Raw genomic sequence first — 23,304 nt, 5'->3', positions numbered from 1 at the left:
CGCCGGGTACCGCGACAGAGATGTCTCGGCCCACGCGACATGGCTAGAGCTGGACGATCCCCATGCCCTCGGGGAACGCGAGACCGATGTTGAGCGGGATCGGCAGGAGCGGCAGGTCGAGGATCGGCGCGAACGGCAGCTTCCACACCGTTCCCGTGCCGGGTCCCGGGCAGAGGATCGTCATGCACGGGATCAGGCCGAGATTGGCCCAATAGAGCGTCCCGTCAGAGGAGACCGCCATCCCCGCCACGCCCGGGCCCTGCAAGAGCACGACCGGGCGGGTCATGTTTCCCTCGTCGTCGACCTCGATGATGAGTCCCGGGACGACGTTGCCGACCAGGAAGTGCCCACGCCGCTCGACGATCGAGATCGGAACGTACGCGAGCGGGTTGAACGGAAGCGGGAACAGCGGCTGGATGAAGTTGGGTCGCTCGTCGACGCCGTGTGAAGCGCGGTAGGCGTCGCAGGCCGCAGTGTCGCCCTTCGCCGGGAACGGCGGCGTGAACCGGCTTACGGATCCTCCACTCGAGCGCCCGCTCTCGGGCACCAAGATCGAGCCGTCCTGATGCTCGGCCGCATACCCGGCCGTTGTGAGGTCGTTCGCCAGCACGCAGATCTCGGACGCGTTCGAGAAGTCTCCGGCGTCGTCGCGGTAGACGAGGAACAGCGATCCGACGCCCGGGACGTCGAACGCGCCGACTCCGAGGTCCACGAGGAAGAGGCGCTCGCCGTCCGAGCTCATCGTGCAGCCGGTGTTGTCCGGGAGGTGATCGTTGTCGTCGAGCCGGTACGGCGCGACGATCTTGTCGCGCAGCGTCCACGGGCCGTTCACGCCACCGGTCGCCTCGAATAGCCCCCAGCCTTGTGCGACGCCGAGCGGGAGATCGCCCTGATCGGAATCCTCGCCCATCAAGTACCGCACGCTGCCGTCGTTCTGGACGACCGTGCAGAGCTGCCCGTTGACGTCGTTGCCGTGACCGACGGGGTCGGCGCCGGGCGCGGCCGACGGATCGTGGGAGTGGCTCGGGATCGGGGTGGTGGCACTCAGCGCCGGGATCGGCTGCCCGATGTCGTACAGGTCGAGCTGGTTCCCCTGCGCGTTGGTGAGGTACTCCTTCGGGGGGCCGGCCGATCGGGCCGGGCTCGCGGCTACGGCGAGGACGGCGAGCATCGCGAGGACGAGATGACGCTTCACGGCTACCCCCTGGTGTGACAGGTCTGTCAGGTGAGTTTCGACGCGGGCCGTTGGGACCCCTGCCGGCCGGGCCGGGCGCGTCGGGGAGCCGCTACCCTGCCTCCCGAGGCGAATGGGGGCTGGTGTCCCTCCCGGTCTTCAAAACCGGTGCGCCGGTCTCAGACGGGTGGGTGGTTCGATTCCTTCCGCCTCCGCCGAGCCGCCGGCCGGCGACATCGTCGATCGGTCGCAGCGATGTCGCCGGGCTATCACTGAGAGAAAGATCGTTGGTGTCGCTGATTCGCCTCGTCACCACAGCCCCTATCTTCGAAGCAGGCGACCGAAGGGGAGACGCTGTGAGGACGCTACTGAGCATCGGTGCCGCGGTGATGATCTTGGCAGCGGGATCCAGCGCTGGCGTGGCGGATGGTCCATCACATTGCGTGCCCGGGCGGCCGGGATGTCTCCCGACTCCGGCCCAATGCGCGACGGGCCGGTACAACGGGTTCCATCGCGGCCCGTATCCGGGCGCCTTCGCCATTTGCGCCGGCGGCGGCGGCCGGGTAGCGCACTACTCCGGAGGGGATCCCCGAGCCGCGTGTGGCGCGGTTATCGCGGCCGACCAGGTCATCGTCGGCGACTGGAGTGATCCCAACGTCTGCCTCGCCGAACCCACCCCACCCGGACCAGGCGTTCGCGGCAACCGCTTCATCCCGGCGGTGAACTCCGGGGGAGGGGTCATAGCAACGGAGTCGGCCGTCGCAGCCGCCGTCGGGCGGGACGTCCTTCGTCGCGGCGGGAACGTCGTCGACGCCGCGGTAGCAGCGGTATTCGCCTACGGGGTGGTCCGCCCGGAGAACTGCGGGATCGGCGGGTTCGGTGTCCTGCTTTATCGAGGCGCGGACGGTCGGATTGCCGCGCTGGACTTCGGTGCTACCGCGCCGAATGACGCACGGCCGGATTCGCTCGAGGGCTCCGGCATCGACGATCACGCGACTGGACATCGAGTGGTCGGCGTCCCGGGAGTGGTCGCCGGGATGGCCGCGGCGCTCGAGCGCTTCGGCACCCTTCCGCTCTCGGACGTCATCGCTCCGGCGGAGCGGCTTGCCCGCGACGGCGTGGTCGTTAACACCTATCTGGCGAACAGCTACACCCACCTGGCTTCCAGCGAATTCGTCGCGCCGGCAGGAGGGTTGCCATTCGAGCCGGTTCCCGCGAAGCTCGCAACAGCGCGGCTCCGGCTCTTCCCCGAGGCCGCTCGGATCTACCTCAAGGACGGGCTCTTCGCCCCGTCTCCCGGAACGCGCCTCGCCCTCGAAGACTACGCCGACTCCTTGGCGCTGATCGCGCGCGTCGGGCCTGACGCCTTCTACAAGGGGCCGATCGCGCGGGCAATAGCGGACGAGATGGCGCGCTCGCGACGCAGTCCGTATCCGGGCGATCGCGGATTAATGACGGCTCGAGACCTCGCAGGATACCGGCCGGTTTGGCGGGAACCGCTCGTCTCCGTCTATCGGGGGACGACGATCTTGGGCGCGCCGCCGCCGGTCTCGTCGGTGATTCCGATGGAGATGCTCAATATCCTCGAAGGATTCGATCTGGCGGCCATTGGTCATTCGTCGGCGGATCACCTGCATCTCGTTGCCGAAGCGCAGAAGCTGGCGTACGCCGACCGCGACGCGTATCTGAGCGACCCGGCGTTCCGGCGGGTGCCGAGCGACGTCATGACGAGTGACGAGTTCGCCGCCCGAAGGCGAGCCTTGATCGCGCGGGACCACGCCGGAACGTATGGGCCCGGAGCGATACCCGGATATGGGGCGGGCTCGGCATCTCCGGCAGCGGCCGGCCACACAACCCACGTCTCGGCGATCGATCGAGACGGCAACGCCGTCGCGATCCTGTGTACGCTCGGCCCCGCGTTCGGCAGCGCGGTCGTCGCTCCCGGAACCGGCTTTCTCCTCAACTCGACGATGCACCTGTTCGAAGGCGCCGGGCATCCGGACCAGATCGAAGCGGGAAAGCGGCCGGTCGCGGGGGCGGCGCCCATCATCGCGGTACGCGACGACAACGCGGTGCTCGTCGCGGGCGGCGCCGGCGGTGACCTCATCCCGATCGCGATCGCTCACATAGCGCTGAACATCCTGACGTTCGGCATGGGAGTCGATGAAGCCGTCGACATGATGCGTTCGGACGAGCGAACCTGCTGTGAGCTGACGCTCGAAGAGTCGCGAGTTCCGCCCGGCGCGCGTGCTACGCTCGAGCGGTGGGGCCATGAGCTGAGCCCCCTCGGCGAATACGGCTTCGGATCTCTCGTTCAACTCGCAGGAAGCGATCCATCCGCCCAGATCCGTGCGTCCGCGTCCGATCCGCGGGGCGAACACGGTGCATCGGCGGAGTGAACGCGACGCACCGTCAGCTTGGGGCTTCGTACGTTTCGTCCGGCTGGGACCGTAGATAGGCAAGTACCGCGCGCACGCGACGGTTGTCGCTCGGCGTGTGCTCGAGATCCAGCTTCGTGAAGATGTTGCGGACGTGTGTCTCGACGGTGCGGAGCGCGAGGACGAGCCGTTCGGCGATCGAGGCGTTCGAGCGCCCCTCGGCCATCAATGCAAGCACTTCACGTTCGCGCTCCGAGAGCCGTTCGAGCGCGTCCTGCCGCCGCCGTCGCGACATGAGTGTGGACACGACAAGCGGATCGATGACGGAACCGCCGGCGGCGACACGCGTGATCGCGTCGTTCAGTTCAGTAGGGTCGGTGACTCGATCTTTCAGAACGTAGCCGATCCCCTCGGCCCGGCCGCTCAGAAGCTGCATCGCGTGGTGCGTCTCGACGTATTGCGAGAGAACGAGGATGCCGACCTCGGGATGCCGCTCGCGAATCTCCAACGCCGCAACGAGCCCCTCCCCCGTGTGAGTGGGAGGCATCCGGATATCCACCAGCGCGATGTCGGGCTTGTGCTCCGCGACGAGCTCGACCAACTCATGCGGCGTGCCCGCTTGACCGACGACATCGTGTCCGGCGTCCGTCAGCATGCGAGCGATGCCGTCGCGGAAGAGAACGGAATCGTCTGCGAGCACTAACCGCATGGAATCTCCGCGACGATCCTCGTTCCTCGCCCGAGCGGACTCTCGACGCGCATCCTCCCGCCGACGGCGGCAACGCGATCGTCGAGTCCTCGAAGGCCCGAGCCGCGCGCCGGGTCCGCGCCGCCGACGCCGTCGTCGGTGATCTCGAGCACGAGCGCGGACCCGTTCGCTCGGGCCGTCACGCGTGCATGTGAAGCGCCCGAGTATTTGGCGACGTTGGCCAGCGCCTCCGAGACCACGAAATATGCGGTCGCCTCGATTCGCGGCAGCAGCCGGCGCTCGAGGGTGATGTTTACCGTCGTAGGGATCTGCGAGCGATCCGCGAGCGACTCGAGCGCCGCTTCGAGACCGGAATCGGTGAGAACTGCCGGATAGACACCTCGTGCCAGCTCGCGCAACTCGGAAAGGGCGGCGCCGAGCTCGTCGACGGCGCCACTCAACGACTCGTGGGCAGGTGAGGTCTCGTCCCCAAGCCGGCGTCGCGCCTCGCGAAGGGTCATCGCCAGGGCGAGCAAGCGTTGCTGCGCGCCGTCGTGGAGGTCGCGTTCGATGCCGAGCCGTGCGGCATCGGCGGCCTCGACGATACGCGCGCGCGAGGCGCGGACCTCTTCGAGCTGTAGCTTCACCTCGGCGGTCAACCGGGCATTCTCCAAGGCCAGGGCGGTGGCGGCGCTCGCGCTTTGGACGAGATCCGGCTGGCCCAGGAGCGCCGCGTCGTGGATGAGGGCCGCGAGCTGCTTGCCGTCCCGCTCGATCATCGTCACCGCAAGCTCGCCTCCAGCATCGGGTAGGGCCACCGGCCTCCCTTCGAGATCGACGAAACAGTCCCGGTCCGGAACCCAGTAGACGACCTCGAGCTGCGGATCGTGTAGGGCGCGCGCCAGCGCAGCCCGAAGATCGGCCGGGGAGCCGCGCGGGTCCAGATCGACCACGAGCCCGCCGACGGCGGCGCGAGTGAGTTGGAGCCGGAAGACGCCGACGGCGAGGGCCGTCGGGATCGACAGCCTCGCCGCAAACCCCACATTGAAATGCGTCTGGGATGCGTCTCCACCGGTCGCGTACGTCGCTGTGACGAATGCCAAAAAGATGGCAAGCCCGACGCCGGCGATCCAAAGCTCGATCAACGCCAAACGGCGCGCCGGCGTCGATCGTGCAAATCGCCGCACGATGAGGACGATCACGGCAACAGCAATCATTCCGCCGGCTACGCTCGTCATGCGGTCGGCCCACTCCTCTATTCGGACGTTGGGTAGGGGTCCGATCGCGAAGCAGTCGCGACACTCTTGAGGCTCGGCGGTGAGGAACAAGCTCACCGCCCGAACCGCGAACGCCGCGTACATGGCCTTCACGACGACCTTCTCATCGCGTCTCTGTATGCGGCCCCACGGGTACGCGAGGATCGCGTGGAACAACAGCGGCAAGTCCACTCCCTCAAGCGCGACCGAGACAGAGAACAAGGCCGGATGCCGGTTCGCGGCGATGAGCCAGCCAAACGCGGCCGCCGTTAGCAACGGTCCCACGGCGCCGTCGGGACGCCGCCGCCAGATGACCAGGCCGGCGACGAGATAGGTACCGCCGATCACGATGTCCACCGCGACCGTAGGCAGTCCCTCGATGACCTCGACGACACGGATGGCCGCGCCCGCCGCGATCCCCAACGACAAGCACGCGGTCCAGATCCGCCGGGCGGCCGGACTCATGAGGCTTCCTCGATCAGGTTCCGCAGTGCCGCACCCGAGAACTCATGCTTCGGCAGGAAGCCGCGAGCCGGGCTCGTCGCGAGCCGCCCCGCCAGATCTGCACGATCCACGCTGGAAATGAGCACCACGATCGGAGGAGTCTCGTCTCGGGCGAGCTCCTCTGCGACGGCGAACCCGCTTCGGTCGGGGAGTCTGACGTCGAGCAGGACGAGTTGAGGTCTGAGCGCGCGCGCCGAGGCGAGGGCCGAGGCGGCGTCGATCGCCTCGCCGAGGACCGTGAACCCCTCGGCCTCGAGTGTCACCCGCGCCGACCGCCGGAAGCCATCGTGGTCGTCGACGAGCAGGAGCGTCATCCCCATGTCGTCAGCATCCCACCTGCGCAGCCCCGAAGGTCCAGTGCCACCACTGATTCTCGTTTCAGCGGTTCCACCGGCGCAAATGCCTCGCCGCGCCTCTACCGTCGAGCTGATTCGGCATGGTGCTTCGGGCTATGACGAGGAGGTTCCGAATGAACCGCACATCGGCAGGGGTGGCAGCCCTCGTGGTCGCACTCCTGCTTGCACCCACTGCATCCCTGAGCGCTCCGGACGGCCCCGCAAACCGAGCGCTCCTGCCCGCGTGCAGCGGGCAGCTCGCTCCTTCGTCTACCACCGAGGTGGCCAGCTGCACGTTCCGTCTCGCTCACCGGCAGCTGAGCATCGAGGGGTTCGTTGGCGCGGGCGGTGTGACCTTTCACTACATCCTTCCGTTTGCGCCGACCGCCGACCTCACCGTGGCGGTGCTGGGGCCTAGCGGCGAGAACCTCCTTTCGTGCACGTCGTTTCAATTCTTCGTGACGACCTGCACGAGGGCCGGGCTGGCAGGGGTGAGGCCGGGATCGACGCTCACCTGTGTGGCACGAGCGTGGACCAACGTCCGGTACGGGATCGCACGTGGCGGGTTCGGCTGCGCGAGCTGGTGATGGGTGACACGAGCGAGAACACATCCTACGAGGCGGACGCCGGCCAACCTTCGCGAAGCAGCCCTCGGGCATCCGCAAGTCCGCGGGCGTGCCGGCGTAGGGCGGAGATCCTGAGCGTCAGCTCGCTCGCCCAGCTCGCGTCCCAGTCAACGACGCAGGATCCGCAGGGCCGAGCGCGCCGCGTTCGCGCCGCACATCCCGTGGACGCCCGCCCCCGGCGGCGTCGCCGCCGAACAGATGAACACGTTCCCCGTACCGGTGGCGTAGGGGTCGAGGGCGAGGCGCGGACGGAAGACGACCTGGAACGGCGAGTTCGCGCCCGTCGAGATGTCCCCGCCGACGTAGTTCGGGTTGTACGCCTCGAGGTCGGCCGGCGTCGCGACCCGCTGCGCGACGATGCGCTCGCGGAATCCCGGCGCGAACCGCTCGATCTGGGAGAGCATCGCCTCGCTCGCGTCGCCGGGGTAACCGTGGGGGACGTGCGCGTACGCCCATACCGGATGCACGTTCCCGTTCGATCGGCCGGGATCCGCGAGGTACTGCTGGCCGACGAGCATGAAGGGCCGCTCGGTCATTCGGCCGCGGTGGACCGCTGCCTCGGACGCGACGATCTCCTCGAGCGTCCCGCCGACGTGCACCGTCCCCGCGCGGCGACACGCCTCCGCCGCCCACGGGATGCCGCCCTCGACCGCCAGGTCAAGCTTGAAGGCCCCGGGGCCATACCGGAAGCGGCTCAGCACCTGCGCGACCCGGTCCGGCATCCGGTCGCTCGCGATCCGCACGACGTCCCGCGGCGCGAGGTCGAGCAGTACGACGCGCGCCGGCGGCAGTTGATCGATGGAGTCGACACGCACTCCGGTCTCGATCGTCCCGCCCAGCGCCGCCAACCGCGCGGCGAGCGCCCGAGTTATCGCGCCGGAGCCGCCTTCGGCGACCGGCCACCCTACGGCGTGAGCGGCGGCGACGAGCATCAAGCCGATCGCGGCGGTCGTCGGGCGTGTCAATGGGTGGATCGCGTGCGCGGAGCATCCGGCGAACAGCGCGCGCGCCTCATCGCTGCGCCAGCGGCGCGCGATCACCGCGGCCGGCAGCAGCGCGTGGAGGCCGAACCGAACGTCCGCGATCGGGTGGCGCGGGATGCGCAGGATGGGACGCATGAGATCCTCGGTCAGAAGGTCGAAACGATCGACCAGCGGCCCGAACAGCCCTCGCCACGCGTCGCCGTCGGGCGCCCCGAGCCGGTCCGCGGTTCGTTCCATGTCCCGATACAGCGCCGCCGCTCGCCCGCCGTCGAGCGGATGAGCAAACTCGATCTCGCTCCGCAGCCAGCGCAGGCCCTCGGCCTCGAGCCCCAACGTTTTCAAGAAAGGCGACGCCGCCGCGAACGGATGGAACCCAGAACAGACGTCGTGGAGCAGCCCCGGGAGCGTCAGCTCGGCGCTGCGCGCTCCCCCGCCGATCGTGTCGGCCGCCTCGATGAGGTGAACGCCGAAGCCTTCACGAGCGATCGCCACCGCGGCCGCGAGCCCGTTGGGTCCGCCGCCCACCACGACTGCATCGATCAAAGCGGCGGCGCGGCGGCGGGCGCGCCCTCCCACGGCTGCCGTGCGAGGAGCGTGCGGATCTCGACGTCGCCTTCCTCGATGAGGCCCGAAGCCGCATCCATGATCGTGTAGTGGTGCGCCTGCCGCTGGAGCGGCTGCGATTCCAGGAAGATGACGCGCAGGTCTCCCGGCGCGAAATCGCACCGCTCCTGGATCGCTGCGAGCAACTGGTGGTGATGCAGGTGGCCGTCGCCGAAGTTCCACCCGAGCACGATGCCGGCGATGATCTCACCATCACGGACGTCGTAGGCCTCGACGTCGCCGACGGCGCGCGGGATCAACTCGTTGAACGCGCGGCCGTGGAGGTGCATCGCGCGGAACGCGAGGCCGCGCCCGACCAGCGCCCAGGCCGTCACCTCGTCGAAGAGCGGAGTGAGCTGCTTCGCGAGGGTCGGCGCCACCTTCTTGATGCGCTCGTCGAGCCGGTCCTCCATGCCGGTGCGGAAGAGCCACTGGCTGGCTCCCCAGTTGCCCGCGTAGTAGCGCATCGAGGGCAGGAACGAGACCAGATCCGGGCGGAGATTTCCGAGCACCGGGCCGGCCAGCAACCCCGCGCCCAGGAGCACGAGCAGGAGCGGCTCACTCGCGGAGAAGATGCTCACGTCGGCGTGCGCACCGAAGAGGAACAGTCCCGCGTACATCGTGAAGACGTTCCACTCCAGCGGGACGCCCATCGGAACGCTGAACAGGATGAACGAGTGGAACGCGAACATCATCGCGAGCGCGATCGCGGTCGGGAGCCCACCGTCGCTGAGCAACAGGATCAGCGGGAACGTGTACTCGATAGCAGTGCCGCCGTGTGCGAGCAGCGTCGCTACCTTGGACGGTCTGAGGTCGTCGGGGAACCGGCGGTACATCGCCTTGCGGATCTTGTACGACTTCAGGAACGGGCTGTTGCTCACCATCACCGTGACGACGCCGGGGAAATGGTGGTTGAGCTTCGAGGTCGCGGCGCCCCACCACACGGCGACCTGGACGATCTTCGAGCCGGCGATCACGTCGGCCGGGAAGAGGAACACGATCAGATACGTCCAGTGCACCTCGGCGCGCGCCGCGAGGAAGATCGTCTTGTCGCGGAGCCCGATCAGCGGGAGCCCGATCACGATCGGCAGCAGCTGTCCGCGGCCGAGCACCGGCTGCGTCAGAGCCCAGATCCCGGTGCCGAGCAGGGCTGCGTACATCAGCACGTCGAAGACCGATCGCGTCGTGCCGGCGGTGAACGGGATCCTCTTGGGCCACGGCGCAAGGCGCGTGGTGCCGGGGCGCAGCCAATACACCGCCGCGCCGATCGGCGGTACGTAGCGTGCCGTCAGTGGTCCGCTTGCGCCGCCGAGGCCCGAGACCTCGAACAGCAGCGTCCAGAGCGCGAGCTTCTGGAACGCGATCGGCTCGCGCCACCAGTTGCCGATGTCGCCGATCCAGCCGAGGCCGGGCCCCAGCGACACGAAGAACGCCCAGCCGAGGATGTAGAGGGCCATCTTGAGAACGTAGAAGAGATAGATGGGAGCCGGGACGCCGAACCCGTCGAGCGCCCAGGCCCGGCACATCATGCGGAGGCGTTCCTGGTAGGGCTTCTCGCTCCATTCCTGGAGGTCGAAGTCCGGCATCTTCGGGCTGAGGTTCGGCATGGCTGCCCCCGATCCGGCCGCTCAACTCCGGAATCTAATCGCGAGTATCCCGCCGCAGGCGAATGAGGTTCGCCGGTCTGCCCACGGGCCGCCGCGGGAACGTCGGCCGCCGATGTACCGCCGGTACCACGTGGAGTTCTGGCCGATCGGCAACCGCTTCAAGGCCGGGCACCGCATCCGGCTCCACCTCGTCGGGGTTTCCGCTCGCTACCTCGAGACAACGGCATCTATGAATCTCGTTTGCGTCGGGGTCTCGGCGGCTCACGACTCCTGCTGCCGGTGTAGCCGGGAGACCTCCACACCGCGCTGCCCGCTTCCTAGCGCGATCGCTAGTATCCCGCCGGAGGCGAATGGGGGCTGGTGTCCCTCCCGGTCTTCAAAACCGGTGCGGCCCTTCACGGGGCCGGGTGGGTTCGATTCCTTCCGCCTCCGCTGACCTGCACAGATGCTTTCGGCACATCGCGCCGCGACCGTGTCCGTCCGCGAGTCCGTCACGCTTCGACGTCGATGGGCACGCAGATCAGATGCGCGGGCCGGGTGTCCCTTCTCGCCCGGGTCCACCGCCCCTGCTCGCATCTCCAGGTGAATGCCAAGCTGGATATCGAGAGTCGAGACGCTCACGGGAGGGTGAGGATGAGGATCGCCCAGGTCGCCCCTCTCTACGAGAGCGTCCCGCCCTCGACGTACGGGGGGACCGAGCGGGTCGTGTCATGGCTGACGGAGGAACTGGTTGCTCGCGGCCATGAGGTCACGCTGTTCGCGTCCGGTGACTCGCGTACCAGTGCGCGGCTCGTGAGTCCTATCGAGCGATCCCTGCGTCTGGGTGACGCAATGGACCCTGGCGCGTGGCGCGCGCGGAGGCTTCCATGTCCTCGAGCCGCACGGGATACTCGCGTCCGAGACGCCTGATCCGCCCCTCGCCCGTCCGGGGATCCACCCACTTGACCATTCCCTTCGGCATCGGCCTCACCTCCCGCTCCCATCCACTATCCGCGCTCCGTGGGGACGGCCGGCAGGGCCAATGGTGCCCCCATCGCGGGCCCGTTGGCCCTGTCGGCCGGCGGAGCCTCTTCGTCATGGTGTGGCCGTCACTTCGGAGAAGGGGGCCCGGCCATGGCGCGCACCAGGGTGGAGACCCGCACGGGACCGGATGTTGAAGAACCCGAGGCCGTCCTCCTCTCGGTCGTGGAGGACGAGGAGATAGGGGCGGAAGCCGTCCACGAGCGGGAGTTCGAGGACGAGGAGCGGGCGTTCGAGAGGCTTGAGGCGGCGTTCCTCGACCGCAGCGAGCCGACGATCGAGGCGCTCGCGCCGCCGGAGCCGATCCGAAGCACCGAGTTCGTCTGCCGTTCGTGCTTCCTGGTCCTCGACCGTCACCAGCTCGCCGACGCGGAGAGGATCATCTGCGCGGACTGCGCCCGCCGATCAGAGGCGAAACGCGTGACGCGTGCGGCTGCGGCGACCCGCAAGGCGAGGAGGTGAGAAGGATGTGGTGGCGCGTCCACGATGGTATGGGGTGGTGGATGCTCTTCGGTGGCTTGTTGTGGCTCTTGTTCTGGGGAACGATCGTCTACGTGATCGTTTCGCTCGTCAGCCGAGGGCGCGGCGGTGAGCGCGAGCCGAGAACCGATCCGCTCGAAGTCGCGAAGCTGCGGTACGCGCGCGGCGAGATCACCCGGGAGGATTTCGAGGCGATCCGGAAGGACCTGCGGGGAGCGGCGTAGTCCCTCGCGGAGCCGATTCCGGCTCAGCCGGCTTCGCGGATCGCTCCGCGGAGGAACCGCACGAACCAGTTGCGCGCGAGCTGGGCGACGCGGTCGAGCGCTCCGGGCTCCTCGAACAGATGCGTCGCGCCGGGAACGACTTCGAGCGCGTTCGCGCACTGGAGCGCCGCCTGGGCTTGCCGGTTCAGCGCAAGCACCGCCTCGTCGCGTCCACCCACGATAAGAAGGGTGGGGGCTCGGACCTGGTGGAGCGTCTCGCGCGCGAGGTCTGGGCGGCCACCGCGGGAGACGACAGCGGCGATCGCGGCGCCGAGATTCGCTGCCGCCCACAAAGCGGCGGCGGCGCCGGTGCTGGCGCCGAAGTAGCCGATCGGGAGCCCGCGGACATCGCGCCGCGTCTGAAGCCAGCGCGTCGCTTCCACGAGCCGCCCGGCGAGGAGCTCGATGTCGAAGACGTTGGCTCGGTCGATCTCCTCCGCGGTGGTCAGCAGGTCGAACAGCAGCGTCGCCAGCCTGCCCTCGTTGAGCGCTCGTGCGACGAAGCGGTTCCTCGGGCTCAGGCGGCTGCTCCCGCTCCCATGGGCGAAGACGATGACGCCGACGGGGTCGGCCGGGAGCGTCAGGTCGCCGGCGAGACGCACCTCCGAGAGGTCGATCTCGACAGGGTCGGGAGGATCGGCCGTTCCCACGGCCTCGACGAGGGGCAGCATGCTCCCAGCCAGATACGCCGCGACCTCCTCGTCGCTAGTCTGCGTGAAGTCCTCGTAGAACTGGCCTATGGCGAGAAACTCCTCGGGCTCCTCCATCGTCACGACGTCGTCGGCGACGCGGGCGAGCTCTTCGACGGTCCTGGACGGCGCGACTGGGGTCGCCAGTACCACGCGCCGGGCGCCGCGCCGCCGCGCGATCGCGACCGCTGCTCGGACCGTGAACCCAGTCGCGATGCCGTCATCGACCACGATCACCGTGCGGCCCTCCAGGGACGTGGCCGCCCGATCCCCGCGATACCGGCGAACTCGACGTTCGAGCTCCTGCCGCTCGGCGCGGGCGACCGTTTCGACGTCGTCGCGGCTAAGGCCAAATCGGGCGACGAGGTCCTCGTTCAGGACGATGATCCCTCCCTCGCCGACGGCGCCCATTCCCAGTTCCGGCTGCCACGGGCAGCCGAGCTTTCGAACGACGAGGACGTCGAGAGGCGCACCGAGCTCGCGCGCGACCTCGGCCGCCACCGGGACGCCTCCGCGGGGGAGGCCCACGACGACGGGATCCTCGGTGCGCAAGAAGTCGAGCCGCGCTGCAAGGACGCGACCCGCCTCGCGACGGTCGCGGAACATTACGTCCACGCGTCCCGATGGTCTCGCGGGCTCGCCGACCCACCAGCTCGGCGGGTCGCTCGCCGGGAAGAACTGAGACAGAATCTCATCGATCCGCTCCTCCCGCGCTTCCGCCGCGGTGCGCACCATCCCTCATCCTTCCTCGGCGTCTCGATGAGAGGGGAAGCGGGAGCGATTCGAGCAGCCGCTTCGCGCGCTCCAGGTCGGTGCGGCGGCCATCTCTGACGCCACCGGCTTCCTCATCGACCTCGCGTGCCACGGCAACGACATCCTTGCGGTCGGCGTGCGAGACCTTCACGCCCGACAGATCCCGCCCGGCGCCGGTCGACACGATGACAAACACATCAACCCCACCGCGCGGGACGAAGCGTCCGAACCTGAGGCGCGTGTTGACGTCGGGGTTCTCGGCGAGCGCGTGCGCGACGGCGCGGACGATGAAGTCCGTGGCTGACACCTTCACGCCTGCCGTCGCACTCACGCGGTCGATCGCGTCCAGGATCGGAATCGCGTCGACGTCGAGCCGGCCGTAGATCTGGGGATCGCGCGGCCACGCCCACACGCCGGTCGCGATCCGCCGCCAGCCGCTCGTCCGCATCTCGTCTCCTCTCCCGCGGCCCTGGCCGCTCACTTCGCGGCCGGGGACCGCAGGATCCAGTGCACGACCCAGGCGAGAACGCCTGCGACGGCCGCCGCGAAGGGGATGAAGACCCACGTGGGGATCTCTTCGATGAAGATCACTTGCTCCGCACCCAACATGGCGAACCCTCCTCAACCGACCGCGAACTGCTCGAAGAACGACGGGAACGTCCCGAGCACGCCGAGCCCGATCAGCGCCGCCGAGGCGATCAACGCCTTCGGGAGGTCGACCTCGCTGCGCCGCCATGCAACACCGAGCGCCAGCCACGCGCCCACCCATGCCGCAAGGGCGAGACCGGTCTTGCCGGAGAGCGGTCCTACCGGGTTGCTCCAGTTCAGCCAGTTCTTGAGCGGCTCCGACACTTCGGCGAGGGTCGTGAACAGCCCCAGAACGAACGAGCCGAACGCTGCCGCGACCAGAGCAGCAACCGCCGGACCGTTGGGGCGAGCCGATTCCACTTCCGGACGTTCCATGGCCGATGTCTCGCCTCCCTCGATATCGCGCGTCGTCGACTCCATGTCATCCTCCCTCACTGGATCGGAGCCGCCTTGTTGATGAAGGCTCCGAACAGCCCCGCCACCGCGGCTGCGAGGAACGCTCCGGTGAACAGCGCCATCGCGAGCTTGCGCATCCGGTCATCGCGGGCGAGACGGCGGCCGTAGTAGGTCACGATGAAGGCGACCGCCGTGGCCAGGATCGGCGCGATCCAGGCGACGTGCTCCTTCCACTCCATCCCGAAGGTGTGCCACAAGGCAGTCTCCGGGTTGGCCAGGAGCCGTGAACGCGCGCTGGTCTCCGCCGCGTCGCGGTACCACGGGTACACGATGTAGGTGCCGGTGATCACCGTCCCCCACGCGACGATCGCCATCGACCAGACGCCGATGTTGAGCCGGTGGATCCGCTCGCGGATCCCGGCCGGCGTCACCAGGGCCGGCCGCAGGCTCCACAGCCCCGCGATCCCGCCCGCGAACGCGAGCAGAAAAAGCGTGCCCAGGACCATGCCGTGGATCACGGTCCAGAATTCGCGATCGGTCACGCTCATTGCGCCCTCCTCGTCCGAGTGCCGGATTCAGCCTCCTACGCGCGCGACCACCGGGCCGCGCAGGCATCTCACGAAGAGCCGGGAAGGGAAGTGTGGCGCGCCATGTAGGCGGCCGCCTCGGCTCTCCGGGAGACCTCGAGCTTCATCAGGATGTTCGAGACGTAGTTCTTGACCGTCTTCTCGGCGAGCTTGAGCCGCCGGCCGATCTCGCCGTTCGTCTTCCCCTCGGCGACGAGCTCGAGGATCCGCTCCTCGTGGGGCGAGAGTCGCGCGAGCTTCGGGTCCTTCAGCAGATGCTTCCCCTTGCGCAGGCGCTCCATGACGGCGCCGGTGACGGTCGGGTCGAGCAGGCTCTCACCACGCGCGATCGCGCGGATGCCGCGAAGGATGTCTCCGCCCCGCACCTGCTTCAGGACATAGCCCGAGGCGCCGGCAAGGATCGACGCGAAGAGCGCCTCGTCGTCGGCGAAAGAGGTGAGCATCAGCACCTTCGTATCGGGTCGCCGAGAGCGGATCTCGCGCGTCGCCTCGATGCCGCTCCCGTCGGTGAGCCGGACGTCCATCACGATGACGTCCGGACGCGTGCGCTCGGCTTCATCGATCGCGTCGCGCACCGAGCCGGCCTCGCCGACGACGCGGATGTCGTCCTCGGTCGCGAGCAGGCCCTTGATCCCGCCGCGGACGACCTCGTGGTCGTCCACCAGGAGGACGCGCGTGAAGGCCCGCTTCGGGCGGGCCCGCGGCGGTCCTGTTTGCCCCATTCGCTCTCCGACGCTCGGCTGACGGCGGCCTCCTGACGCGACACGCTACGTGGGAGCCTGGTAGGGAGCGAGGGCCGAAGGACCCCCGACCGCGGAGGCCTCAGACCCGAGCGGCGGCGGTCCGATCGGCCCTTGGATCGGCAGGCCGGCGCCGGTCTACTCGCCGTATGCGTGCTTCACGGGGCACCGATGGGAACCGGCTGGCTGCCGGCGGCGACGTTCTGGGCGCCAAAGCGGCCTGGGGCCGCGTCGGCTACGCGGGCGAGGCGTTCGCGCCGGCCCGCGGCACCTACCTGATCGGCGACGCGATGGAGCTGGGCTACACGACCGTCCAGGACTCGGGGCGGCATCCCCGGCGGGGACCCGAGCTCGCCAACCTCGACCCGCTCGTCGCGGCGGCCCTCTACGAGGGCTTCGCGGCCGAAGCGGGTCCTCTGAGCACCTGGAGCAACTGACGACGCTCGAGGCCGGCGCTACGCCCGCAGGGATCGGCTGCCGGGAACCGCGTGTTCCGCGGCGCGTCCGCGCGCCACGTGCTCGGCCTCCTCCATGCGCGCGAAGACCCCGGCCGCCTCCCCCTCGGAGAGCCGCGCGTCGAGGATCGGGAGGTAGACCTCCTCCTCCGTGGCGAAGTGCAGCGAGATCAGCGCGTGCAGCGCGTACAGGTTCCGGCGCAGCGTCTTCGCTTGCAGGTCTCCCGGCGTCGTCGCAGCCAGGTGGGCGCGCAGGGCGCTCAGCTCCTGGGTGAGCTTCTCCACTTCCACATGATCGCGGCTCATCGTCGCCGTCGCCTCGGAGGCGCCCATCAGGCGCGCGACGGCCGGATACAGCACCTCGTCCTCGGCGACCGCGTGGGGGATCAGATGATGCGTGAGGAACTCATAGGCCTCATCGATGAGGTCACGGAGGATCCCGACAGAAACGTACCCGACCCGATCCCCGTCTCCTTGAGCGTGTCGACCCAGATCCGCAACTCCTCGTGTTCCTCCCTGAGAGGTTTGGTGTGCATGGACATCGCCGATCACCTCGCTCGCCGTTGCCGTGGCGACGGGTACCGCAGGCTCGGCGGCAGGACGCGCCAGGGCAGCGGCACGTCCGGCCGTACGCGAGTGTCGTCGATCTCGAATGACAGGCGAGGAACGATGCCGACAACGCCGTCCATCCCTCGAACGAGTCCGATGAGGATCTCGACGAGGCTCTTGTTCTCGGGCCTTCCCTCCAGGGTTACGACGCCATCAGTGACATCCACGCGCACGACTCGAGGGTCGAGCCAGAGGGAGCGGTGGATCACGTCGCGCACGACGTCGTTCCGGATCTCGTCGTCGGGCCGCAGGAAGATCTTCACGAGGTCCTGCCGGCTCACGATCCCGACTACCTTCCCGTCGGCATCGACGACCGGGAGGCGCTTCACGCCGCGCTCGTGCATCAGGCGTGCGGCGGCGCCGAGCGTGTCGTCCGGGCCGGCAGTGATCACCGGCGACGTCATGAGCTCGCGCACGGTCAGCGCCTCGGCCTTGCGGCGCTCGCGACGCCCGCGCGCCCACGCAAGCACCCCGTGATGTTCCCCCACCGCCGCCCATTTCTCCTTGAGCAACAGGTCTGCCTCCGAGACGATGCCGAGGGCGCGTCCCTCAGGATCAACTACCGGGAGAGCGCTGACCCCGGAAGCTCTCAGGTGCCGCACGACGTTCTTGAATGACCCAGGAGTCTCGCGCGACGACGACGTCGCGCGTCATCACGTCCTTGACGGTACGTCTCACGACCGCTCCCTTCCTCCTCAGGCCGCTTGCTCGGCTCCGGTGGTGGTGATGGTCACCTCCGGCGCGTTGCGGATCGAGTTGTGCAACGGTGCACTGCTCCGCGACACGCAGAAGCGCTTGGCGGCGCTCCGCGGGGAACGATGCCGGCAGCACGAGGTGGAGGCGAGCGGCAGTCACGCGCGACCGCGCGTCATCGCTCATCTCGAAGTCGCAGTCGACCCGGAAGCCGGCCGTCGGGATCCCGTGGGGGCTTGCCTTCACCATCACGCTCGCCGTTCCAGGGCGAATCAAATAGGGGCCGCCGCCCCCTCGCCGGGGGGACGCTCGGCCCTGCCCCCGAGAGCCTGGGACTGCGAGTCTTTCCGTGGGTGGCCGACATGGCGACGGTGCTGCTCGTCGAAGACGTCCCCGACCTCGGCCTGTACGAGGCGGGTCTGTTGGAGCAGGCGGGACACCGGGTGATCCGGTGCGGCGGCGGCCCGACACCGTTCGCCGCGTGCCCGATGCTCAAGTACGGGGCGTGCCCGCTCGCCGACGCCGCCGAACTCATCGTGTTCTCGTGCCCGCTGTTCGGTCCGATACGAGGCCGGACCTACCGGGGGATCCACCTCCTGAAGGCCTACCGTGCGCATCCGGTCTACGGCCGGCGGCCGATGCTCGTCGTATCCGTGGGATCGCCCGATGACGTGGGCGGGCGTGGCCCCATGGAGGCGATCGAGAAGTACTCCGGTGCGCAAGCTGTTACATCTGCGGTGGAGAGGCTCCTCGGAACGGGCAAGGGCGGAAGAGGAACTCGGTCTGCGCCGTCCGTGAAGGCGGCCTCATGACGCGCATCGCGCCGGCATCCGCCGCCCGCCCGCAGGCCTCGGTGGTGACGACACACATCTCGCACCTGTTCTTCGTTGGGGATCGCGCGTACAAGCTGAAGAGGCCAGTCAGGTTCGCGTTCCTCGACTTCTCGACGCGCGAGCAGCGCGAAGCCGCCTGCCGGCGGGAGGTCGAGCTCAACCGGCGCCTCGCCCCCGACGTCTACCTCGGCGTGGTCGACCTGATCGGCCCCGACGGCGCTCCCTGCGACCATCTGGTCGCCATGCGGCGGATGCCCGCGCCGCGACGCCTCTCGACGCTCATCTCCCGCCGAGCCGACGTCGACGGTTGCCTGCGAAGCATCGCGCGCACGATCACCGCGTTCCACGAGCGCGCGGTCACCTCGGAGGAGATCACGCGCGCCGGGACCCCCGACGCAGTCCGGAAGAACTGGGACGACAACTTCAGCGAGATGGCGCCATATGTGGGTTCCCTGCTGCCGGCGGATGGATTCGAGCGCGTGCGCGCGCTCGCGCATCGGTATCTGGACGCGCGAGGGCGGCTCTTCCGCCTCCGGGCGTCCGAGGGACGGGTCCGCGACGGGCACGGCGATCTGCTCGCCGACGACATCTTCTGCCTCGACGACGGCCCTCGCATCCTCGACTGCATCGAGTTCAACGACCGGTTCCGCTACGCAGATGTCGTCGCCGACATCGCCTTCCTCGCGATGGACATCGAGCGCCTGGAACGCCCGGAGCTCGCCGACCGGCTGGTGGCGTGGTACCGGGAGTTCTCCGGCGACCCGTTCCCGTCGAGCCTCGCCGATCACTACATCGCTTACCGCGCGCTGGTGCGCTCGAAGGTCGCCTGCATCCGCGCCGAACAGGGCGAGCGACCGGCGAGAGCCGAGGCCGCTCGACTCCTCCGGCTCGCCCACGAGAGGCTGACCCGCGCCCGGCCCGTCATCGTGCTCGTGGGCGGGCTCCCCGGCACGGGGAAGTCGACGCTCGCGCTCGGGATCGCCGACGCCCGCCGCTGGGCGCTCATCCGCTCGGACGAGGTGCGCAAAGATCTCGCCGGAATCGCGCACTCCGAGCGCGCGCCCGCCGAGTACGCCGCGGGGATCTACACGCGCGAGATGACCGAGAGGACCTACCGGGAGATGCTCGCCCGGGCGCGGCGAGCGATCGCCCTGGGCGACTCGGTCGTGCTGGACGCGTCGTGGACCGATCGCCACCTGCGTGAGGCAGCCGCCGCAGCCGCCGCCGGCGCGTACGCCGATCTCGTCGAGCTCCGCTGCGCGGCGCCGCACGCGCTCGCGGCGGACCGGCTCCGAGCACGCAACCGAGAAGGCGGCGACGCGTCCGACGCCACCCCGGAAACCGCCCGCGCGATGCTCATGCGAGCAGACCCGTGGCCCGATGCGCGCACGATCGACACGACGCGTCCACCCGAGGAAGCGCTGGAGGAGGGGCTGCGCGCGCTCGACGCACCTCCACCACCGCCAGACGCGCTGGAGGCGCTCGCCGCTCTGGTCGCCGAGTAGGCTCAGCCGCGCAGCCTGGCGGCGAGAGGAAGCCGACGCGTCGGGGATTCGATGCGGATGCGCGCGTCCACGACGACGGCGCCGTCCGGGCCGACCATCACCGGGTTTAAGTCCATCTCCGCGATCTCGTGGTGTGCGTCCACGAGCGCGCTCACGCGCAGCAGCACATCCTCGAGCCCGGCGACGTCGGCCTTCGGTGCTCCCCGGTACCCGTCGAGTAGCGGGAAGGTCGTGAGCGAGCGGATCATCTCTTCGGCGTCGGCGTCGGCGTCGGCGAGCGGGGCGATGCGAACCTGAACGTCGTGGAGCAGCTCCACGGCCGTGCCGCCGGCGCCGCACGCGACGACCGGACCGAACACCCCATCGTGCACGACGCCGACGAACATCTCGACCCCCGTGGGAACCATGGCCTGCACGAGGAAACCCTCCACCGCGTGTCCCGCGCTCTGGACGCGGTCCCGGATCTCGGCGGCGGCGACCTGCGCCGCGCGGGGATCGTGCAGGCCAAGGCGAACACCCCCGGCGTCGCTCTTGTGAAGGAGCGTCGGAGCGACGGCCTTCAACGCGACGGAACCCCCGATCCCCCGCGCCGCCCTCGCCGCGGCGGTCGGCGTCGGGACGACACGCCACGGAACGACAGGGATGCGATATGCCTCAAGGATCCGGCCCACCTCCTCGGGCCGCAGCCATCGCGGCCCCGTTCGAGGATCTCCGAGAGGAGCGCGGCCACGACGTCGCGTCCAACGTCGGCGAACTCGGGAATGCGACCTTCGGGGCGTTCCCGCCAGGTCCCGTGCCGTGCCGCACGAGCGAGGGCGCGGGCGGCGTCCTCGGGGAAAACGAAGGCCGGGATCCCGCCCGTGCGGAGGGCCGCGGGCGCGCCGCGCGCGCCCATGAAGACGGCAAGCAGCGGTACCCGCCGCTCGATCCGGGCTGAGGCGCTCAGTTCGCCGCGCGACGCCCCCGCGGCGAACGGGCCCGCCAAGGGCCGGGCGTGTGGCTCGTGCTGGCCGTCGCGGCCGGCCTCGCGCTCCAGCTCGCCGTCGTGACCGTAGGCCCGCTTCAGCGCGTGTTCGGCACCGCGCAGCTCGAGGCGAGAGAGTGGATACTCGTGCTGGCGGGCGGCGCGGCGCCGGCTGCTCTGATGACGATCGTTCCTCGCATCCGGCGGCTCCGCGCTCCAGCGATTGGAGCATGACCAGCGCGAGCGCTCCCGTCACGCGGCCGCGCTGTCGATCAGCGCGCGCCCCACGTGGTCGAGGAAGTCCTTGACGGCGGCTTCCGCGACCCGGTGGAGCACGCCACGATCGAGCGCGCGCCCCAGCGCTCCCAGCGGAGGGGGATACCGGGCGCTGATGGCGAGCTGGGTGGAGCTGCGACCGAGCGGGGCGATCTCGAGGTCGGCCTCGAGGCTCGGGAAGAGCCCATCCGGGCCAGTGGCGTGCCAGGTCATCGGAAGCGTGGTCTTGGAGTCGAACCGGACGGGCTCGTGCAGCTCGACGGCGACTCGCTTGGCGAGCCGGCGTCCCCCGACGTCGAATCCCACCTCGGTCAGGAGGGACTCCCCCCGAGCGTAGGCCCGACGGGCCAGGTCTCCGAGTATGGCATCGGGTGACCGGAGAAGAGCCTTTTCGGTCTCCGCGAAGGCCATCGGGAGCTCGACGTAATACCGGATGAACATGCCCCTATCGTCGGCCAGGCGCGGCGCGCTTCGAAGGGCCGATGGACCTGCCAATTTCCCGCACGGCGGCACGGGGCTACCCGGCTAGCGCGACGGGGGCCAACCGGCCCTGGTCGCGCACGCGGTCAGGCGAAACGATGGGCACCTGAGGAGGCGCACCATGGGCTGGCTGAGGCGGACGCGGGAAGCTCGAGCGGAGCCTACCTTCGCCTTTCGCCAGTGCCCGGGATGCAGCTACAACTTCCTCACCGGGGAGGGCACGCGCTCGTGCAACTGGTACGACTGTCCGTACCTCCCGGAGGACCTCAAGGTCTTCTGCCCCGAGTGCAACTACAACTTCGCCACCGGCGAAGGCGACCCGCGCTGCACGGATCCGCCCACGTGCGAGTGGTCGGTGGAAGGCTACAAGCACGCGGAGAACGCGAAGAGGTTTTTCGGCGGCTCGGCGTCGGCACCGTGACCGGCTCGGCGGTCAGTCCATCTCGGCGCGCAGGTACAGGTAGAACAGCGTGGACCCGCCCCGTCCCGCGGCGTCGATCCCGTGCTGGACCCCCGCCGGCACGAAGCAGTAGGCGCCCGGGCCGAGTGACTTGCCCCCCACCGAGCACGATCCTTCCGTGACCCACACGTGATGCACCGAATAGCGATGCGTGTGCACGGTCACCTTCGCTCCGGGCTCCAGGCGCATCAGGCCGGCGGTGGAGCGGTCCTTCGAGTCCTCCCAAAGCGCCTTGACGGTCACGCCCCGCTGCCCGGTCGACGGCTTCCACAGCAGGGCGCGGATCTCGTCGGTGTCGAGCAACGATCTCCTGCGTATCGATCGTTCGCTCAGAGCCAGATGTCGGCGACATCGGCGACCCCCTTTCGTGCGCTTCCACGGCCGCGCTCGAGTGCCCGCTCCACGGCCTCGAGGACGACCTTGGTCTTGGCCGAAGGCACGATCTCCGCGCCGGGCGGCGTCTGCTCGATGAGCGATGGCTCGACGATCACGGCATTCCTGGCCTCCCGCGCGCACAGCGCGAGCGCCGATGTCACCTCGCGGCGCGAGGAATGCGAGGGCATGATGACGGTGACGTCGGCGGCGTCCACGAGCACGCAGCGATCCTCTCTCAGCAGCACGCAACCCGGAGGACCGGAGCAGATGACCGTGGAGTGGCCACCCTCGATCAGGGCGCGCGCGAGATCACGCCGCCCTTCGGAGTCAGGGCCCACCAGGAGCACGAGCCGGCGCTTGCGCGCGCTCTCCGCCGCGTCCGCGGTGCCGGCCGCTGCCCGGCTCATCGCGCGCCCCCCTTCGCAGCCACCGTCTCGCTCGGCCCATCTGAAGCCTCGGTGACATCGATAACGGCGTCCTCCGAGGCGGCGCGCTCGGGACGGAGCGGGATCGTCTCTGCGCGCGCCGGCAGCCGGGCCGGCTCCGCCTCCCCGAGCAGCGAGCGGACGGCTACCGTGAGCTCGTCGCGCGTCGGCCTGCGCGACAGGACCACCACGGACTCGTCCGACGCCAGCTGGATGGCATCCCCGGGATCGGCGAGCGCGACCACCGGCTTCCCGATCGACAGGTAGTAGAGCATGAGCTGCCACCCGGGCACTCCTTCCATCATCGTGTCGGTTTCGAGCTGGAGGTCGAGCACGACCACGTCGGCGAGTTCGACAAGAGGGCATCGCTCCCCCTGCCCGCCAGGGCACGTGTAGGTGGGCGCGAGCGGCCCGGCGCACGTGAGCACCCAATAGCCGTCGCGGCCGAGCCAGGCGCCCAGCCGCTCGGTCGCCTCGGGATCCGCTTCCACGAGCAGGACCACCCACGTCCCGTGCACCGCCACTCCTTGCTCCTCCATAGGCATAGACGGTCGCGCCT

31 protein-coding genes, 2 tRNA genes and 1 pseudogene are annotated in these 23,304 nt (G+C 69.3%); 13 read left to right on the top strand and 21 right to left on the bottom strand.

Translation table 11 applies throughout. The features are described from left to right. Positions 1-43 precede the first annotated feature (43 nt). Complete coding sequence (locus WEB06_11110) at positions 44-1,195, bottom strand: hypothetical protein (protein MEX2556168.1); 1,152 nt, start codon at positions 1,193-1,195, stop codon at positions 44-46. 104 nt (positions 1,196-1,299) lie between these two features. On the opposite strand from WEB06_11110, the gene WEB06_11105 reads away from it, so the two are divergent. After that, positions 1,300-1,389, top strand: a tRNA-Sec gene (locus WEB06_11105). A gap of 141 nt (positions 1,390-1,530) precedes the next feature. Then, entirely contained in the window at positions 1,531-3,573 is a 2,043-nt protein-coding gene (locus WEB06_11100) for a gamma-glutamyltransferase (GenBank protein ID MEX2556167.1), read from the top strand. Between the two features lie 13 nt (positions 3,574-3,586). Here WEB06_11100 and WEB06_11095 read toward each other — a convergent pair whose 3' ends face one another. Genes WEB06_11095 through WEB06_11085 form a run of 3 tightly spaced genes read right to left on the bottom strand, consistent with a single transcriptional unit; the run spans position 3,587 to position 6,320 of the window. Further along, a complete protein-coding gene (locus WEB06_11095; GenBank protein ID MEX2556166.1) occupies positions 3,587-4,261 on the bottom strand; it encodes a response regulator transcription factor in 675 nt (224 codons plus the stop codon). Beyond that, entirely contained in the window at positions 4,252-5,961 is a 1,710-nt protein-coding gene (locus tag WEB06_11090) for a histidine kinase (GenBank protein MEX2556165.1), read from the bottom strand. The genes WEB06_11095 and WEB06_11090 overlap by 10 nt, the downstream gene beginning before the upstream one ends. Continuing rightward, complete coding sequence (locus WEB06_11085) at positions 5,958-6,320, bottom strand: response regulator (protein ID MEX2556164.1); 363 nt, start codon at positions 6,318-6,320, stop codon at positions 5,958-5,960. The genes WEB06_11090 and WEB06_11085 overlap by 4 nt, the downstream gene beginning before the upstream one ends. A gap of 149 nt (positions 6,321-6,469) precedes the next feature. Here WEB06_11085 and WEB06_11080 point away from each other — a divergent pair, with 149 nt between their 5' ends. After that, entirely contained in the window at positions 6,470-6,922 is a 453-nt protein-coding gene (locus tag WEB06_11080) for a hypothetical protein (protein MEX2556163.1), read from the top strand. Between the two features lie 146 nt (positions 6,923-7,068). Here WEB06_11080 and WEB06_11075 read toward each other — a convergent pair whose 3' ends face one another. Together WEB06_11075 and WEB06_11070 are read right to left on the bottom strand one after the other, a co-directional pair. Further along, the gene (locus tag WEB06_11075; protein ID MEX2556162.1) at positions 7,069-8,487 is read right to left on the bottom strand and encodes an NAD(P)/FAD-dependent oxidoreductase; all 1,419 of its coding nucleotides are present in this window, start codon (positions 8,485-8,487) and stop codon (positions 7,069-7,071) included. Next, positions 8,484-10,154: a DUF3556 domain-containing protein gene (locus tag WEB06_11070; protein MEX2556161.1), complete on the bottom strand. Its 1,671-nt coding sequence runs from the start codon at positions 10,152-10,154 to the stop codon at positions 8,484-8,486. The genes WEB06_11075 and WEB06_11070 overlap by 4 nt, the downstream gene beginning before the upstream one ends. A gap of 342 nt (positions 10,155-10,496) precedes the next feature. On the opposite strand from WEB06_11070, the gene WEB06_11065 reads away from it, so the two are divergent. Both WEB06_11065 and WEB06_11060 read left to right on the top strand, forming a co-directional pair. Beyond that, positions 10,497-10,587, top strand: a tRNA-Sec gene (locus WEB06_11065). Positions 10,588-10,787: 200 nt separating this feature from the next. Beyond that, positions 10,788-10,976 (top strand): annotated as a pseudogene (locus WEB06_11060) (glycosyltransferase). On the opposite strand, the gene WEB06_11055 reads toward WEB06_11060, so the two are convergent. Further along, positions 10,954-11,115 carry a hypothetical protein gene (locus WEB06_11055; protein MEX2556160.1) on the bottom strand — a complete coding sequence of 54 codons (162 nt, stop codon included), beginning with the start codon at positions 11,113-11,115 and terminating at the stop codon, positions 10,954-10,956. The pseudogene WEB06_11060 and the gene WEB06_11055 sit on opposite strands and share 23 nt — an antisense overlap. Positions 11,116-11,267: 152 nt before the next feature. Here WEB06_11055 and WEB06_11050 point away from each other — a divergent pair, with 152 nt between their 5' ends. After that, positions 11,268-11,636, top strand: coding sequence for a DUF4193 family protein (locus WEB06_11050; protein MEX2556159.1), 369 nt, complete (start codon positions 11,268-11,270; stop codon positions 11,634-11,636). 5 nt (positions 11,637-11,641) lie between these two features. Next, entirely contained in the window at positions 11,642-11,878 is a 237-nt protein-coding gene (locus WEB06_11045; GenBank protein MEX2556158.1) for an SHOCT domain-containing protein, read from the top strand. A gap of 23 nt (positions 11,879-11,901) precedes the next feature. Here the strand turns inward: WEB06_11045 and WEB06_11040 are convergent, their stop codons facing one another. The 6 genes from WEB06_11040 to WEB06_11015 form a co-directional block, all read right to left on the bottom strand. Next, entirely contained in the window at positions 11,902-13,212 is a 1,311-nt protein-coding gene (locus WEB06_11040; protein ID MEX2556157.1) for a phosphoribosyltransferase family protein, read from the bottom strand. 85 nt (positions 13,213-13,297) lie between these two features. Further along, entirely contained in the window at positions 13,298-13,807 is a 510-nt protein-coding gene (locus tag WEB06_11035) for a 2-oxo acid dehydrogenase subunit E2 (GenBank protein MEX2556156.1), read from the bottom strand. Positions 13,808-13,836: 29 nt separating this feature from the next. Further along, positions 13,837-13,968: a hypothetical protein gene (locus WEB06_11030; protein MEX2556155.1), complete on the bottom strand. Its 132-nt coding sequence runs from the start codon at positions 13,966-13,968 to the stop codon at positions 13,837-13,839. 12 nt (positions 13,969-13,980) lie between these two features. Beyond that, complete coding sequence (locus WEB06_11025) at positions 13,981-14,367, bottom strand: hypothetical protein (GenBank protein MEX2556154.1); 387 nt, start codon at positions 14,365-14,367, stop codon at positions 13,981-13,983. 11 nt (positions 14,368-14,378) lie between these two features. Continuing rightward, the gene (locus tag WEB06_11020) at positions 14,379-14,891 is read right to left on the bottom strand and encodes a hypothetical protein (protein ID MEX2556153.1); all 513 of its coding nucleotides are present in this window, start codon (positions 14,889-14,891) and stop codon (positions 14,379-14,381) included. 68 nt (positions 14,892-14,959) lie between these two features. Further along, positions 14,960-15,652, bottom strand: coding sequence for a response regulator transcription factor (locus WEB06_11015; protein MEX2556152.1), 693 nt, complete (start codon positions 15,650-15,652; stop codon positions 14,960-14,962). A gap of 167 nt (positions 15,653-15,819) precedes the next feature. On the opposite strand from WEB06_11015, the gene WEB06_11010 reads away from it, so the two are divergent. Continuing rightward, positions 15,820-16,107 carry a hypothetical protein gene (locus tag WEB06_11010; protein MEX2556151.1) on the top strand — a complete coding sequence of 96 codons (288 nt, stop codon included), beginning with the start codon at positions 15,820-15,822 and terminating at the stop codon, positions 16,105-16,107. Positions 16,108-16,125: 18 nt separating this feature from the next. Here WEB06_11010 and WEB06_11005 read toward each other — a convergent pair whose 3' ends face one another. The 3 genes from WEB06_11005 to WEB06_10995 are packed head-to-tail and all read right to left on the bottom strand — an operon-like array spanning position 16,126 to position 17,673. Continuing rightward, the gene (locus tag WEB06_11005; GenBank protein MEX2556150.1) at positions 16,126-16,677 is read right to left on the bottom strand and encodes a hemerythrin domain-containing protein; all 552 of its coding nucleotides are present in this window, start codon (positions 16,675-16,677) and stop codon (positions 16,126-16,128) included. Then, the gene (locus WEB06_11000; protein ID MEX2556149.1) at positions 16,674-17,246 is read right to left on the bottom strand and encodes a CBS domain-containing protein; all 573 of its coding nucleotides are present in this window, start codon (positions 17,244-17,246) and stop codon (positions 16,674-16,676) included. The genes WEB06_11005 and WEB06_11000 overlap by 4 nt, the downstream gene beginning before the upstream one ends. A gap of 43 nt (positions 17,247-17,289) precedes the next feature. Beyond that, positions 17,290-17,673: a hypothetical protein gene (locus WEB06_10995; protein ID MEX2556148.1), complete on the bottom strand. Its 384-nt coding sequence runs from the start codon at positions 17,671-17,673 to the stop codon at positions 17,290-17,292. Positions 17,674-17,789: 116 nt separating this feature from the next. Here WEB06_10995 and WEB06_10990 point away from each other — a divergent pair, with 116 nt between their 5' ends. Both WEB06_10990 and WEB06_10985 read left to right on the top strand, forming a co-directional pair. Then, complete coding sequence (locus tag WEB06_10990; GenBank protein MEX2556147.1) at positions 17,790-18,239, top strand: hypothetical protein; 450 nt, start codon at positions 17,790-17,792, stop codon at positions 18,237-18,239. Continuing rightward, positions 18,236-19,765, top strand: coding sequence for an AAA family ATPase (locus WEB06_10985; GenBank protein ID MEX2556146.1), 1,530 nt, complete (start codon positions 18,236-18,238; stop codon positions 19,763-19,765). The genes WEB06_10990 and WEB06_10985 overlap by 4 nt, the downstream gene beginning before the upstream one ends. Before the next feature lie 2 nt (positions 19,766-19,767). On the opposite strand, the gene WEB06_10980 is transcribed toward WEB06_10985, so the two are convergent. Beyond that, complete coding sequence (locus WEB06_10980; GenBank protein MEX2556145.1) at positions 19,768-20,436, bottom strand: acetate--CoA ligase family protein; 669 nt, start codon at positions 20,434-20,436, stop codon at positions 19,768-19,770. On the opposite strand from WEB06_10980, the gene WEB06_10975 reads away from it, so the two are divergent. Together WEB06_10975 and WEB06_10970 are read left to right on the top strand one after the other, a co-directional pair. Next, complete coding sequence (locus tag WEB06_10975) at positions 20,415-20,702, top strand: hypothetical protein (GenBank protein ID MEX2556144.1); 288 nt, start codon at positions 20,415-20,417, stop codon at positions 20,700-20,702. The genes WEB06_10980 and WEB06_10975 overlap by 22 nt on opposite strands. Before the next feature lie 57 nt (positions 20,703-20,759). Then, a complete protein-coding gene (locus WEB06_10970) occupies positions 20,760-20,963 on the top strand; it encodes a cation transporting ATPase C-terminal domain-containing protein (GenBank protein ID MEX2556143.1) in 204 nt (67 codons plus the stop codon). 18 nt (positions 20,964-20,981) lie between these two features. Here WEB06_10970 and WEB06_10965 read toward each other — a convergent pair whose 3' ends face one another. Next, the gene (locus WEB06_10965) at positions 20,982-21,446 is read right to left on the bottom strand and encodes a hypothetical protein (GenBank protein MEX2556142.1); all 465 of its coding nucleotides are present in this window, start codon (positions 21,444-21,446) and stop codon (positions 20,982-20,984) included. Positions 21,447-21,606: 160 nt separating this feature from the next. On the opposite strand from WEB06_10965, the gene WEB06_10960 reads away from it, so the two are divergent. Next, positions 21,607-21,906, top strand: a complete 300-nt coding sequence (locus WEB06_10960; GenBank protein MEX2556141.1) for a hypothetical protein — start codon at positions 21,607-21,609, stop codon at positions 21,904-21,906. A gap of 12 nt (positions 21,907-21,918) precedes the next feature. On the opposite strand, the gene WEB06_10955 is transcribed toward WEB06_10960, so the two are convergent. The 3 genes from WEB06_10955 to WEB06_10945 are packed head-to-tail and all read right to left on the bottom strand — an operon-like array spanning position 21,919 to position 23,290. Further along, a complete protein-coding gene (locus WEB06_10955) occupies positions 21,919-22,248 on the bottom strand; it encodes a cupin domain-containing protein (GenBank protein ID MEX2556140.1) in 330 nt (109 codons plus the stop codon). Positions 22,249-22,274: 26 nt separating this feature from the next. Continuing rightward, positions 22,275-22,727, bottom strand: coding sequence for a hypothetical protein (locus WEB06_10950; GenBank protein MEX2556139.1), 453 nt, complete (start codon positions 22,725-22,727; stop codon positions 22,275-22,277). Next, a complete protein-coding gene (locus WEB06_10945) occupies positions 22,724-23,290 on the bottom strand; it encodes a hypothetical protein (protein MEX2556138.1) in 567 nt (188 codons plus the stop codon). Before WEB06_10945 ends, WEB06_10950 begins: the two co-directional genes overlap by 4 nt. Positions 23,291-23,304 lie beyond the last annotated feature (14 nt).

This window comes from Actinomycetota bacterium (assembly GCA_040905475.1).
Classification (GTDB): domain Bacteria; phylum Actinomycetota; class AC-67; order AC-67; family AC-67; genus DATFGK01.
Note: the sequence above shows the minus strand (reverse complement) of the source record. Positions and strands in the feature narration are given on the sequence as shown.

Bases quoted from the DNA above. Each gene is read 5' to 3' on its own strand.
- WEB06_10990 (MEX2556147.1), top strand. From the start codon at position 17,790: ATGGCGACGGTGCTGCTCGTCGAAGACGTCCCCGACCTCGGCCTGTAC.
- WEB06_10975 (MEX2556144.1), top strand. From the start codon at position 20,415: ATGCCTCAAGGATCCGGCCCACCTCCTCGGGCCGCAGCCATCGCGGCC.
- WEB06_11010 (MEX2556151.1), top strand. From the start codon at position 15,820: ATGCGTGCTTCACGGGGCACCGATGGGAACCGGCTGGCTGCCGGCGGC.
- WEB06_11045 (MEX2556158.1), top strand. From the start codon at position 11,642: ATGTGGTGGCGCGTCCACGATGGTATGGGGTGGTGGATGCTCTTCGGT.
- WEB06_11050 (MEX2556159.1), top strand. From the start codon at position 11,268: ATGGCGCGCACCAGGGTGGAGACCCGCACGGGACCGGATGTTGAAGAA.
- WEB06_11090 (MEX2556165.1), bottom strand. From the start codon at position 5,961: ATGAGTCCGGCCGCCCGGCGGATCTGGACCGCGTGCTTGTCGTTGGGG.
- WEB06_11020 (MEX2556153.1), bottom strand. From the start codon at position 14,891: ATGAGCGTGACCGATCGCGAATTCTGGACCGTGATCCACGGCATGGTC.
- WEB06_10960 (MEX2556141.1), top strand. From the start codon at position 21,607: ATGGGCTGGCTGAGGCGGACGCGGGAAGCTCGAGCGGAGCCTACCTTC.
- WEB06_11035 (MEX2556156.1), bottom strand. From the start codon at position 13,807: ATGCGGACGAGCGGCTGGCGGCGGATCGCGACCGGCGTGTGGGCGTGG.
- WEB06_11040 (MEX2556157.1), bottom strand. From the start codon at position 13,212: ATGTTCCGCGACCGTCGCGAGGCGGGTCGCGTCCTTGCAGCGCGGCTC.
- WEB06_11085 (MEX2556164.1), bottom strand. From the start codon at position 6,320: ATGGGGATGACGCTCCTGCTCGTCGACGACCACGATGGCTTCCGGCGG.
- WEB06_11070 (MEX2556161.1), bottom strand. From the start codon at position 10,154: ATGCCGAACCTCAGCCCGAAGATGCCGGACTTCGACCTCCAGGAATGG.
- WEB06_11080 (MEX2556163.1), top strand. From the start codon at position 6,470: ATGAACCGCACATCGGCAGGGGTGGCAGCCCTCGTGGTCGCACTCCTG.
- WEB06_11055 (MEX2556160.1), bottom strand. From the start codon at position 11,115: ATGCCGAAGGGAATGGTCAAGTGGGTGGATCCCCGGACGGGCGAGGGG.
- WEB06_10950 (MEX2556139.1), bottom strand. From the start codon at position 22,727: ATGAGCCGGGCAGCGGCCGGCACCGCGGACGCGGCGGAGAGCGCGCGC.
- WEB06_10945 (MEX2556138.1), bottom strand. From the start codon at position 23,290: ATGCCTATGGAGGAGCAAGGAGTGGCGGTGCACGGGACGTGGGTGGTC.
- WEB06_10965 (MEX2556142.1), bottom strand. From the start codon at position 21,446: ATGTTCATCCGGTATTACGTCGAGCTCCCGATGGCCTTCGCGGAGACC.
- WEB06_11015 (MEX2556152.1), bottom strand. From the start codon at position 15,652: ATGGGGCAAACAGGACCGCCGCGGGCCCGCCCGAAGCGGGCCTTCACG.
- WEB06_11025 (MEX2556154.1), bottom strand. From the start codon at position 14,367: ATGGAGTCGACGACGCGCGATATCGAGGGAGGCGAGACATCGGCCATG.
- WEB06_11030 (MEX2556155.1), bottom strand. From the start codon at position 13,968: ATGTTGGGTGCGGAGCAAGTGATCTTCATCGAAGAGATCCCCACGTGG.
- WEB06_11095 (MEX2556166.1), bottom strand. From the start codon at position 4,261: ATGCGGTTAGTGCTCGCAGACGATTCCGTTCTCTTCCGCGACGGCATC.
- WEB06_10985 (MEX2556146.1), top strand. From the start codon at position 18,236: ATGACGCGCATCGCGCCGGCATCCGCCGCCCGCCCGCAGGCCTCGGTG.